The following is a 12,951-nucleotide window of genomic DNA, read 5'->3' as shown; positions in this document are numbered from 1 at the left end:
CACTGGTTAAAGTCATGCAAACCCTACATGTTGAACTCGGTGAACGCCGTTATCCTATTTTTATTGGCAGCCAGCTTGATCCAAAAGCGCTTTTAGAGCCGTTTATTCATGGCCGCCAAGTTATGATTGTGACCAATGAAACAGTCGCGCCTCTATATCTTTTGCATTATCAAGCTTCGATCGAAGCTTTGGGGAAAACGGTTGCTGTCTGTACGCTGCCGGATGGTGAAAAATATAAAAATATTGAGCATCTCAATTTAATTTTTGATGCGCTTCTGGAGGCCGGCTTTAACCGGGATTGCACAGTTTTAGCCCTAGGCGGCGGTGTGATTGGCGATATGGCTGGTTTTGCTTCGGCGTGCTTTCAGCGCGGCGTGTATTTTATTCAAGTGCCTACAACACTGCTTTCGCAGGTGGATTCCAGCGTAGGCGGGAAAACGGGCATTAATCATCCTTTGGGCAAAAATATGATTGGCGCTTTTCAGCAGCCGCAAGTGGTCATGGCGGATATGGCGCAGCTGATTACGCTGCCTGAGCGAGAGCTGTCTGCAGGTTTGGCGGAAGTGATTAAATATGCGCTTTTAGGTGATCTGGATTTTTTGAGTTGGCTGGAAATGAATATGGATGGCCTGGTGGGGCGCGATCCGGTTTTGCTGGCTGAAGCCGTATACCGGTCTTGCGCACACAAAGCCAGAATTGTTGCCAATGATGAGAAAGAGCAGGGTGAGCGCGCTTTACTGAACTTGGGGCATACCTTTGGCCATGCGATTGAATCCTATATGGGCTATGGGGTTTGGCTGCATGGTGAAGCGGTTGCAACAGGCATGGTGATGGCTGCTGATTTGTCGCATCGTATGGGCTGGATCAGCTTGGAAGATTTAGAGCGTACAAAAAAAATCATTTTACGCGCCAATTTGCCAATCAGATGCCCTAAAATTCCACTGGATGATTTCTTGGCCTATATGTCACATGATAAAAAAGTGATGAATGGCCAGCTTCGACTGGTATTGATGAAGCAATTAGGTCAAGCGGTTATCACTAAAGAGTTTGATGCAGAGTTGATGAAACAGGCCATTCTGGCAAATCAGCAATAGTTTAAAAGGAAATACACCGTGGCTCTCCGTACACATTGGCAGCAGATACAAAATTATATTTGGCTTGTGTTCGGTGGAGCCTGTTTGTTTTTTGCCTTGGTCTTTTGGGCTATTTCAGGCACTAAAGAACTGGTTGAAGTGGAAAAAAAAGCTGAAACTGAAGTCGAACTGCAGATTCAGCCTGAAAAAGTATCTGCGATGAACCATCTTGGTGCATTATTTGATGAAGTCAAGCCTCTGGATATGTCTGCTCGTGTCGTATCTGCCGCCCAGCATGAAGCTGAATTCCGCGGAACCAAGTTTGTGAATGAGCAGAAAAAGTCTTACACGCTTGAATTGTTTCGTGTTTCAGATGAAGCTATCTTAAAAAAATTCCTCAAAAAGCAATCTAATAGAAGTAATTTTTCGTATTTGAGGCTATTCGGTGAAAATCATGCTGAGCAATATGTGTTGCTTTATGGTGTTTACCGCAATTCGGATGATGCCAAGGCCGCTTTGGCTGATTTGAATGTTGCTTTACCGGCATCGATTAAGCCTGCAGTTGTTGAAATTCAGCAATATCAGCCCTTTGTAAATGATCTTGGCTCGGATGAGCTGAAAGCCAGCGGCAAGCTGTATGCTGTGAATCTGAAGACGGCGCCTTTGCCGCAGGTAGATGAAGCGCAAATTGCGGCAAAACGCGCTGAAGTTCAAGCGCGGCAAGCAGTGGAAGCGAAAACGGCAACCACTACGACAACAGTAACCCGCCGTGATGCAGATGGCAACGTCGTCAATGTGCAGCAGTCTCAGAGCAGTGCGGATGCGGCCCATCCTAAAAATGCGCCTGCGCAGACCGAGGTGACAGACCCGTTTAATTAGCGGTTCTAAAATAGCGCATTTTATTGATTAAAAAATCTGAAATGCGCTTTTCTGGTGCAAAAAAGAGCAAAATTAATGCACTATTGAATGTTTTTATAATTTAAATTGTTTTAAATCAGTACGCTTAGAGTTTTTTGCTTTAAATTGGCATGTTTTTTGCTTTAATGGTGCGTGAATTGAATTAATCTCCCTATTTTGGCGCGAAAATGATTCGATGAGTGTGCGAAACAGTCATGCTGACAGGTTAAACTCAGTCGGAAGCAATTTGTTTCCTGATGTTCATGCATAAAAGGTAAATTCGGTTTATCTTAAGTGTGCGAAAGCAGGAAATTACTTTGCGCAGCATCACAATTCATGTGAATGGATTAAGACTAAATCGCAAAAAAGAAATTATTGTTAGTGGCTCGAAAGAGCAGTGTAGAAAAGAAGGGTACGCTATGCACATGCCATCGCCTAATACTGTAGCTCCCGCTCAAGGTTTATACCAACCGGATGAGTTTAAAGATAACTGTGGTTTCGGTTTAATTGCCCATATGCAGGGTGATGCAAGCCATGATCTCTTGAAGACCGCTATTCATAGCTTAAGCTGTATGACCCATCGCGGCGGTATTGCTGCTGATGGCAAGACAGGGGATGGCTGCGGTTTGCTTTTGGCGATGCCGAAGCAGTTTTTCCGCGAAGAAGCAAAGAAGATCAGCGATATTACCTTAAGCGAAGTTTTCGCTGTCGGTACCATTTTCCTGAACTTGGATCCAGCGATCGCCGCACACTCAAAACAAGTTTTAACTAAAGAAATTGAAGCTGAAGGCTGTAAAGTCTTAGGCTGGCGTGTTGTGCCGACCAATAATGGCGCTTTAGGCTCAATTGCGATGCAGTCTTTGCCTGGCTTTGAACAGATTATTGTCAACTGCCCAATGGGTGTGACAGAGGTTGAATTCAACCGCAAGCTGGTTATGGCGCGCCGCCGTGCAGAACAGCAGCTGACTGCTGACCCGTATTTCTATGTAACGACTTTATGCTCAACTGTGATCAGCTACAAAGGCTTGATGATGCCTGCTTATATTGCAGACTTCTATACAGACTTGGCTGATGAGCGCTTAGAATCGCATATTGTGGTTTTCCATCAGCGCTTCTCGACCAATACGCTGCCGCGCTGGCCTTTGGCGCAGCCGTTCCGATATTTGGCGCACAACGGTGAAATCAACACCATTACCGCCAACCGCAACTGGGCAATGGCGCGTACGCCTAAATTTGAAAACCCGTTATTGCCCGGCATTACTGAGCTGAATCCGATTGTGAACCGCACAGGTTCTGATTCGTCAAGCATGGACAATATGCTTGAGCTCTTGGTTGGCGGCGGTATGGATTTATTCCGCGCATTGCGCATGCTGGTGCCGCCGGCTTGGCAAAACGTGGAAACTTTAGATGCCGATTTGCGTGCATTCTATGAGTTCAACTCGAAGCACATGGAAGCTTGGGATGGCCCTGCAGGCCTGGTCATTCAGGATGGCCGCCATGCAATCTGTATGCTTGACCGTAACGGCCTGCGTCCAGCGCGCTGGGTTATTACTAAAAATGGCTATATCACTTTGGCGTCAGAAATTGGCGTGTGGGGCTATGAGCCTGAAGATGTGGTGTCTAAAGGCCGTGTAGGGCCAGGTCAAATTTTGGTCATTGATACGCACACAGGCAAAATGCTGGACACCAATGATGTCAGCAACCATCTGAAACGCATGCGCCCATACCGTGAATGGCTGCGTGAAAACTCAGTGCGCATTCAAGGCAGCCCAGAGCTGGAAGAATATCTGTGTGATCAAGGCTTAAAAGGCGATGACCTGAAAGCATCACAAAAAATGTTCATGGTGACCTTTGAAGAACGTGACCAGTTGCTTCGCCCTATCGCAGAAAGCGGTCAGGAAGCAGTCGGTTCTATGGGCGATGATACGCCAATGGCGGTATTGTCGCGTCAAGTGCGCCACGTATCAGACTACTTCCGTCAGCAGTTTGCTCAAGTGACAAATCCGCCGATCGATCCATTGCGTGAATCGATTGTGATGTCATTAGAAACCTGTTTTGGCCGTGAACAAAACGTTTTTGAGCAAAGTCCTGAACATGCAGACCGTTTAATCGTGTCTAGCCCAGTATTGTCTAATTCAAAAATGCATCAAATCCGCACGATTGGCCGCAAGGGCTATGAAATTGCGGATATCGATCTGAACTATGCAGAAACAGAAGGCCTTGAGGCCGCGATTGCCCGCATCTGTGAAGAAGCGGCGCAGGCGATCCGCGATGGCAAGACACTGCTGGTCTTATCCGATAAGAAGATCCGTGTAGGCTATTTGCCAGCCAATGCCTTGATGGCAACGGGCGCAGTTCACCATCATTTAATCAATGCCGGCCTGCGTACAGACGCCAATATCATTGTGGAAACCGGCCTTGCGCGCGACGCGCACCAGTTTGCGGTGATCTTGGGCTTTGGCGCAACAGCGATTTATCCATACTTGGCGTATGACGTGATCAATGACTTGATTGCTAAAGGTGAACTGCTGGGCGATCCAATCCATGCACAAGCCAATTTCCGCAAGGGCATTGAGAAAGGCCTCCTGAAAGTGCTGTCTAAAATGGGCATCTCGACAGTAGCCTCTTACCGCGGCGGGCAATTATTTGAAGCTGTGGGCCTGTCTGATGAAGTGGTCGGCAAATGCTTTACAGGCGTGCCAAGCCGCATCAAAGGCGCTACCTTCACCGACTTGGAAAATGACCTGAAAAAATTGGCGGATCTTGCGTGGAAAAACCGCAAGCCAATTGATCAGGGTGGGATGCTGAAGTTTGTATTCGGCAAGGAATACCATGCATTTAACCCAGACGTAATCAATGCATTGCATAAAGCGGTGCGCTCTGGCAATTATGCGGACTTTAAAGAATATGCTGAATTAGTCAACAATCGTCCTATCGCGACGATCCGTGACTTATTCAAGCTGAAAACTGACAATTCTATTGCCTTGGATCAAGTGGAAGCTGTAGAAGCGATTCTACCGCGCTTTGACTCCGCAGGCATGTCTTTGGGCGCATTGTCTCCTGAAGCGCATGAAGCGATTGCCATTGCAATGAATACGATCGGCGGCCGTTCAAACTCGGGTGAGGGCGGTGAAGATCCTGCGCGTTACGGCACTATCCGTAACTCGAAAATCAAACAAATTGCATCTGGCCGTTTTGGCGTCACTCCTGCGTACTTAACGTCAGCAGAAGTGCTTCAAATTAAAGTGGCGCAAGGTGCAAAACCGGGTGAAGGTGGTCAGTTGCCGGGCGGTAAAGTGAACGGCTTAATTGCGCGTTTGCGTTACTCTGTGCCGGGTGTAACATTGATTTCGCCGCCGCCGCATCACGATATCTACTCAATCGAAGATTTATCACAGTTAATCTTTGACTTAAAACAAGTTAACCCACAGGCGATGGTGTCAGTTAAGCTTGTTTCTGAGCCAGGTGTCGGTACGATTGCAGCCGGTGTTGCGAAAGCTTATGCAGACTTCATTACCATTTCTGGCTATGACGGCGGTACAGCGGCTTCTCCACTTTCTTCTATTCATCATGCGGGTTCGCCTTGGGAACTGGGCTTGTCCGAAGCGCATCAAGCGCTCCGTGTGAATGACCTGCGCAGTAAAGTGCGCGTGCAAACTGATGGCGGCTTAAAAACCGGCTTAGATGTTGTGAAAGCAGCCATCTTGGGGGCTGAAAGCTTCGGTTTCGGTTCTACGCCAATGATCGCATTAGGCTGTAAATACTTGCGTATCTGCCATTTGAATAACTGTGCAACCGGCGTTGCGACGCAGCAGGATCATTTGCGCCAGGAACACTACATCGGTGAACCTGAAATGCTGATCAACTTCTTCCACTTCATTGCGGAAGAAACGCGCGAATGGCTGGCAGCCTTGGGCGTTGCAAGCTTGAAAGACTTGATTGGCCGTACTGATTTGCTGGAAACCCTGCCGGGTGAAACGGAAAAGCATGCACATCTGGACTTGAGCGCATTGCTTGAATGTCATCCATCTGCAGAGGGCAAAGCGCAATATTGCCAAGTTGAAGGCAATGCGCCATTTGATAAGGGCTTGCTGGCAGAGAAAATGGTGGCAGAAATGCTTCCAGCCATTGAAGCCGGCACCAGCGGTGAATACAGCTTCACCATCGGCAACTGTGACCGTTCAATCGGCGCGCGCATCTCAGGTGAAATTGCGAAACGCTATGGCAACCTGAGTATGGAAGCGCATCCAGTTAAAATGAACTTAACAGGCACAGCAGGCCAGTCATTGGGCGTGTGGAATGCCGGCGGCTTGCATATCAGCCTTGAAGGCGATGCAAACGATTACGTGGGCAAAGGCATGGCAGGTGGCCGTATTTCAATCTTCCCGCCAAAAGGTTCCCCTTTCCAAACGCAAAATACAGCCATTATCGGCAACACATGCCTGTATGGCGCAACTGGCGGTAAATTGTTTGCTGCCGGCACTGCGGGTGAGCGTTTTGCGGTGCGCAACTCCGGCGCATTTGCGGTCATTGAAGGCGCAGGCGACCATTGCTGCGAATATATGACTGGCGGTATTGTGACTGTTCTTGGTAAAGTAGGCCACAATTTCGGTGCGGGCATGACTGGCGGTTTCGCTTATGTGCTTGATTTGGATAATGACTTCGTTGACCATTACAACCATGAGCTGATCGAGCTGAACCGCATCTCTACAGAAGCGATGGAAGAGCATCAAGAGTTCCTTTGCCGCATCCTAGATGAACATATTCAAGAAACAGGTAGTGCTTGGGCGTATAAGATCCGCAATGAGTTTGATTTCTACAGCCGTAAATTCTGGCTGGTGAAACCCAAAGCTGCTAATTTGCAGACTTTGTTGAAAACAACTCAAGCAGATCCGCAATAATTCCACTACTCAAATATTAGGTAGGTGTGGATAACTTTCGATTTATGCACAAGGTGCTGAAGTTATCCACGCTCACCCACGGAGAGAGACATGGCAGAACGCCTAAACAATGACTTTCAATTTCTGGATGTAGCACGCCAAGATCCAGAGAAAAAAGATCTCACTGTCCGCAAAGCTGAGTTTGTGGAAATTTATAAGCCGTTTACAGCAGAGATTGCCGCCAACCAGACACACCGCTGTTTAGGCTGCGGCAACCCTTATTGTGAATGGAAGTGTCCAGTACATAACTACATTCCGAACTGGCTGAAACTGATTGCTGAAGGCCGTATTTTCCAAGCTGCTGAATTATGCCATCAAACCAATACCTTGCCGGAAGTATGCGGCCGTGTATGTCCGCAAGACCGTTTGTGTGAAGGCGCCTGTACCCTGAACGACGGTTTTGGCGCAGTCACGATCGGCAATGCAGAGAAATATATCAACGATACCGCTTTCGCTTTAGGCTGGCGTCCGGATATGTCTTCAGTGAAATGGACGGATAAAAAAGTCGCAATTATCGGCGCAGGCCCTGCCGGCTTAGGCTGTGCAGATATTCTGGTGCGCAACGGCGTTAAGCCGGTTGTCTTTGACAAGCGTCCTGAAATTGGCGGCCTGCTGACTTTCGGTATTCCAGAATTCAAAATGGAAAAAGATGTGATGAAGCGCCGCCGTGAAATTTTTGCCGGCATGGGCGTGGAATTCCGTTTAAATACTGAAATCGGCACAGACGTTACGATTGATCAGCTGCTTGCTGACTATGATGCTGTATTCATGGGTATGGGAACCTATACTTACATGAAGGGCGGTTTTGCCGGCGAAGAGCTGGATGGTGTTGTAGATGCGCTGGATTTCTTGATTGCGAACGTCAACCGTACGCAAGGCTGGGAAAAAGACGCTTCTGAATACATCAGTGTCGAAGGTAAAAAAGTGATTGTATTGGGCGGTGGTGATACGGCGATGGACTGTAACCGCACCTCCATCCGTCAAGGCGCCGAATCAGTGATCTGCGCTTACCGCCGTGATGAAGAAAACATGCCGGGTTCACGCCGTGAAGTAAAAAATGCGCGTGAAGAAGGGGTGGAATTCCAGTTCAACCGTCAGCCAATCGAAATTGTCGGTGAAAACGGCAAAGTGACGGGTGTTAAATTTGTGACCACGCAATTGAGTGAGCCAGACAGCCGCGGCCGCCGCAGCCCTGAGCCAATTCCCGGTTCAGAAGAAATCCTGCCAGCAGACTCTGTGCTTTTGGCATTCGGTTTCCGCACCAGCCCTGCGGACTGGTTTAATGAGGTGAAAATCAACTTGGATGGTTCGGGCCGTGTTGTTGCGCCGGAACAGCAAGAATTTAAATTCCAGACCTCAAATCCAAAAATCTTTGCGGGCGGCGACATGGTGCGCGGTTCTGACTTGGTGGTGACTGCGATTTGGGAAGGCCGTCAAGCCGCTGAAGGCATCTTGGATTATTTAGATGTTTAAGACGATTTTATGATGCCATGAAGTTTATTTGGTTCAGGTCCAAGGCATTGCTTTAAAAACCCGCTTCGGCGGGTTTTTTTATTGTGAAGCTGCGCTACCTGCCTGAAATGCCTGAAATGATACCGAAAAGGAATATGCAGATAAATGCGCCATAATTGACTTGCAGCACAGCAAAAAAAGAACATTTTTGCCTATGCGCTAAGCATTTTAGCCATATGGGAAAAGTAAATTCCTGCACATACTGGGCCACTGTATTCGATTAAGAGATACTCAGATGACTCAAGTGGCGGCAGAAAAATCATATCGAAATCGTCCTAAAGCCATTGGCATTACTGTACGGCGGCTGCATTTCAATCCAAAAGCGATACGCCGGCATTATTTTGCCAACTCCCCTGTGATGTCGCACTTATTGACTGCGCTGTCTTCTACATTTCCGATAGGCGAGCAGTTTTTTGTGCACAGCGTGCGCAATGTGCGTGATCAAGTGCAGGACCCAACACTTCAGGCGCAAATTGCCGCTTTCATCGGTCAGGAAGCGATGCACTCCAAAGCGCATGCCGAATTCAATGATGCCTGGCGCAGGGATGATTACAACTTAGACCGTTTCCAGGCATGGCTGGCGCGTAAGGACAGCTATATAAAGAACCTGCATCCTAAAATTCAGCTGGCGATCACCTGCGCTTTTGAGCACTTTACTGCGTTATTGGGAGGCTATATCCTGCAGCATCCAGAAGTGCTGAGCACCTTGGATGATGACGCCATGAAGCTCTGGGTGTGGCATGCGATTGAAGAAATTGAACACCGTTCTGTTGCTTTTGATGTGTATCAGGCGGTATATGGCGATGATAAAATCCGGAAAATGATTATGCGCAGCGTGACGACTGGTTTTGCCAGCTTGACCTTCTATTCTGCTTCCCGTTTATTCTTGCAGGATCAAAAGAAAAGCTTGCCTAAAGTCGGCGGCAACCTTTTTGGCGTTTATTTATTGGGAAAAATGCTGCTGCAGATGTTTCCAGAGTATTTGTCTTATTATAAAAAAGATTTTCACCCTGCTGAGACTGATTACAGCCAAATCATTCAATATTGGAAAAAACGCATGGCGGAGGAGTATCAATTAGACAGCTTTCAAACAGAATTAAAGCCGGCGCTGCTGAACTGATTGCGTATTTGAATGAATATTCTATCCATTGGCATAGCCTGTCAGGACTGAAGTCGGCAGGCTTTCTATGGTGAAGTTGCAATGTTGAATTTTGTTTGCGGTGTAGGTGTGCCGCATGAAGAACATGCATACGCTGTTTTGCAATCAATTGAAGTATGCAGCGGGGCGCAGCAAGCGTTTTGCTGAAACGCATCATGCTGCGGATTGATAAAAATATAGTATAGGCGATTTCAAAATTTGATTAAAAGCCATCATATTGTGCTGTAAATTTAAAAAGTGGCTGCTGCATTGGCAAATGCCAGCACCGCTATAAAGCTGGACGCCACAAAGTAAAGAAAAATCATTAAAAAAAAGATACAGAGTTTTTGAAAAATACCGATAGAATAAAAAATATTCAAACAAATACAAATAAATACTTGAGGATTAGGCAGATGAACTTGATTAAAAATAGTGCATTGGCCATCGCTTTGGCGAGCACGCTTACATTGACGGGCTGCGGCTACAACACGCTGCAAGTCAAAGATGAGGCCGTGACGGCTGCATGGTCAGAGGTGCAAAACCAGTATCAGCGCCGTGCCGATTTGGTGCCGAACTTGGTTAATGTGGTGAAAGGCTACGCGAAACATGAAGAGCAGGTTTTAACGGAAGTGACTCAGGCGCGCGCTAATGTTGCAGGCCTGAAAGTCGATAAGGAAGTACTGGAAGATCCTGCCTTATTCCAGAAATATCAAGAAGCTCAAGCGCAGATGACCAGCGCATTGTCACGTTTAATTGCTGTTTCAGAAAACTATCCTGACTTGAAAGCCAATGAGCAGTTTAAAGATTTGCAGGTGCAGCTGGAAGGCACTGAAAACCGCATTGCTGTAGCGCGTAACCGCTATATCACCACCGTGCAGGACTTTAACAGTTATGCCCGTCAGTTCCCGCAGGTGATGACCGCTAAAGTGATTGGCATGGAGCCTAAGCCAAACTTCAGTGCAGAGCAAGGGGCGCAAAATGCGCCGAAGGTTTCATTTAACTAATCATCATCCATAAAGTCATAAGGAATGCTGATGCTGGAATGGTCTAAGCCGCGAAGCATGGCATTGAAAGCCATGGCAATGCGGCTGCATATTTTTTTTGCAGCCTGTCTGCTCACGTTCAGCTTCAATGCCTGGAGTGAAACAGCCGCGGCTGATGATGCTGAAATTGCCGCAGCGGGCAAAATTATTCAAAATCAGCAAAAAAGTACGCAGGCCAAGCCAGCAGTGCAGGAATCTGATGCGGCGCTAGCATCAAATCCTGCCCCGGATATCGCGAATGATATGGCGGATGGAGAATCCATTCGCGGCTTGCCGACACTCAATGAGCCCGTGGTCGATCAGGCGAACTTACTCAGTCCGGCAGAAAAGCAGTCCATTACACAGCAAATTTTGAAACTGCATGAATCCGGCAAAGCGCAAATTGGCATTATCATTGTGCCAACAACAGGGCAGGAAGATATCTTTGGCTTTGCAATGCGGGCAGCAGAGCAATGGAAACTGGGTTCTGCCAAACAGGACAATGGCTTGCTGATGGCGATAGCGGTCAATGATCACCGCATTCAAATCCTTTCGGGTTACGGGCTGGAAGGGGTTTTGCCGGATATTGTGCTCAGCCGGATTATCCGCAATCAAATCACCCCCTATTTTAAGCAAAATCTGTATGCGCAAGGGATTCAGGCTGGATTGAGCGAGATTGAAAATGTGCTGAATATGGACCCTGAAGTGGCCGCCAAAGCAGCGCAGGAATTAAAAGAACGGCAAGAGCAGGCCTTGCATGAGCAGCAGGCTAAACAGAAGACCTTCAGCGCAGCATTATTTATTTTAATTGCCGGGATTATCGGTTCTTACGCCGTCGGCAACCGTCTAAGCGCGGCGACAGCTGCTGTTGCCGGTACGGTGGCGGGGTTGGTGAATGGGGCGGGGCTGGTCACCAGTTTGCTGATTGGCGGCGGGATTTTCTTTTTGCTGATTACTGCATTGGCGCAACTGATCTTTCAAGCCGTTTTGTCTGGTGCAGGGCGCGGCGGCGGCCGAGGTTCTGGAGGCGGCTTTGGCGGTGGAGGAGGCTACAGCGGCGGCGGTGGCGGATTTGGCGGCGGAGGCGCTTCAGGCTCATGGTAACAAAATCAGAAACAACAGAAATTTTAACGCAGCCGAAGCTGGAAGAAGTCACGAGGCCGAGTGTTAAACGCTGGCTGAAGCATTTCTTTTATATGCCTGCGGCCAAACGCTATTTCAATAAGCAAGACCAGCAGGCAATTGCGCATGCGGTTGAGCAGGCAGAACAGGGGCATGCCGGGGAAATTCAAGTGGTGATAGAAGGCCACATTCCAGCGCATCAGGCTTATTTTCAAGATACGCGGGCACGTGCGCAGCAGCTGTTTGCTGAGCTGGGCGTATGGGATACGGAGTTCAATAGCGGCGTGCTGCTGTATCTAAACATGTGTGAACGCAAGGTGGAGATCGTCATTGACCGCGGCATCAAAAATGCTACTCAGCAGCAGGTGTGGGACAGTATTTGTCAAGATGTTATTGGACAGATGGCACAGCATCAATACCGTCAGGCGATGCTTCAAGGGGTGTTTGAAATTGGCAAAGTGCTGGCTGATTTTTATCAGCACAGCCGTCTGGATGTGAAAAATGAATTAGGAAATGCGCCAATCATTTTAGAGTAGGGTAAAAGTTGGGGAAAATGTGACATAAATCGTCACTTTAAAGCACAATAAATGATATAAAAATTACAAAGATACAAAATACTTTTTTAAAGTGCTGTATTTTTTGAAATTTTAATTATAATCAATCTTGGCACAATTAGTGCTATTTATAAAACAAGCTGAACGCTTAATAATTAAATTAAAAGACATTTGTGGAGAATGTTATGAAATCAGTTCAAAAGGGTTTTACCCTTATCGAATTAATGATCGTTGTTGCAATTATCGGTATTCTTGCTGCGATTGCGATTCCGCAATACCAAAACTATGTTACTAAATCACAAGTAACTCGCGTATTTGGTGAAATATCGGAACTTAAAGGTTTCGTTGATATGTGTATTACAGATGCAGCTGAATGTGCAAATATTAAGCCGCCTATTTCTAGTCTTTTAGGTGCAGATCAAACATTTGGTGTGGCTGCAAACAAACAAGCGGTTGTTACAATTAAAGATACAGGCGAAGCTACAGTTAAAGCATTATTTGGTGCTACTGGCGGAAGTTTATTAACAGGTAAGCATATGACTTGGACTCGTGCTTCTTCTACTGATGCGACAAATCCTGGTCAATGGACTTGTTCTACTGATGTTGATGCTAAATTCCAGCCAGCTGGTTGTAAAACTGCTGCTACCAAGCCTTAATACTTATTTATTTAAGTATAGCTGTAAGAAACCTCCC

General features: G+C 47.2%; 9 protein-coding genes. All 9 read left to right on the top strand.

Going from position 1 to position 12,951, the window contains the following annotated elements; all coding sequences use genetic code 11:
* Positions 1-14: 14 nt before the first annotated feature.
* A complete protein-coding gene (aroB, locus tag F941_RS15390; protein WP_005013196.1) occupies positions 15-1,094 on the top strand; it encodes a 3-dehydroquinate synthase in 1,080 nt (359 codons plus the stop codon).
* Between the two features lie 18 nt (positions 1,095-1,112).
* Entirely contained in the window at positions 1,113-1,952 is an 840-nt protein-coding gene (locus F941_RS15385; RefSeq protein WP_005013193.1) for a hypothetical protein, read from the top strand.
* A gap of 443 nt (positions 1,953-2,395) precedes the next feature.
* On the top strand, positions 2,396-6,871 hold the full coding sequence (gene gltB / locus F941_RS15380; RefSeq protein WP_018572850.1) for a glutamate synthase large subunit: 4,476 nt from the start codon (positions 2,396-2,398) through the stop codon (positions 6,869-6,871).
* A 90-nt stretch (positions 6,872-6,961) separates the two neighbouring features.
* The gene (locus F941_RS15375; protein ID WP_005013188.1) at positions 6,962-8,383 is read left to right on the top strand and encodes an FAD-dependent oxidoreductase; all 1,422 of its coding nucleotides are present in this window, start codon (positions 6,962-6,964) and stop codon (positions 8,381-8,383) included.
* 274 nt (positions 8,384-8,657) lie between these two features.
* Positions 8,658-9,542: a metal-dependent hydrolase gene (locus F941_RS15370; protein WP_005013187.1), complete on the top strand. Its 885-nt coding sequence runs from the start codon at positions 8,658-8,660 to the stop codon at positions 9,540-9,542.
* 431 nt (positions 9,543-9,973) lie between these two features.
* Positions 9,974-10,564 carry a LemA family protein gene (locus F941_RS15365; RefSeq protein ID WP_005013186.1) on the top strand — a complete coding sequence of 197 codons (591 nt, stop codon included), beginning with the start codon at positions 9,974-9,976 and terminating at the stop codon, positions 10,562-10,564.
* A gap of 30 nt (positions 10,565-10,594) precedes the next feature.
* Positions 10,595-11,686: a TPM domain-containing protein gene (locus F941_RS15360; protein WP_005013185.1), complete on the top strand. Its 1,092-nt coding sequence runs from the start codon at positions 10,595-10,597 to the stop codon at positions 11,684-11,686.
* Positions 11,680-12,240 (top strand): TPM domain-containing protein, encoded by a 561-nt coding sequence (locus tag F941_RS15355; RefSeq protein WP_005013184.1) that lies wholly within the window; start codon positions 11,680-11,682, stop codon positions 12,238-12,240. The genes F941_RS15360 and F941_RS15355 overlap by 7 nt, the downstream gene beginning before the upstream one ends.
* Positions 12,241-12,443: 203 nt before the next feature.
* A complete protein-coding gene (locus F941_RS15350; RefSeq protein WP_005013183.1) occupies positions 12,444-12,914 on the top strand; it encodes a pilin in 471 nt (156 codons plus the stop codon).
* Positions 12,915-12,951: the final 37 nt, after the last annotated feature.

The sequence above is a fragment of the Acinetobacter bouvetii DSM 14964 = CIP 107468 genome (assembly GCF_000368865.1).
Classification (GTDB): domain Bacteria; phylum Pseudomonadota; class Gammaproteobacteria; order Pseudomonadales; family Moraxellaceae; genus Acinetobacter; species Acinetobacter bouvetii.
The sequence above is the reverse complement of the archived record's forward strand: the minus strand, read 5'-3'. Positions and strand labels throughout refer to the sequence as shown.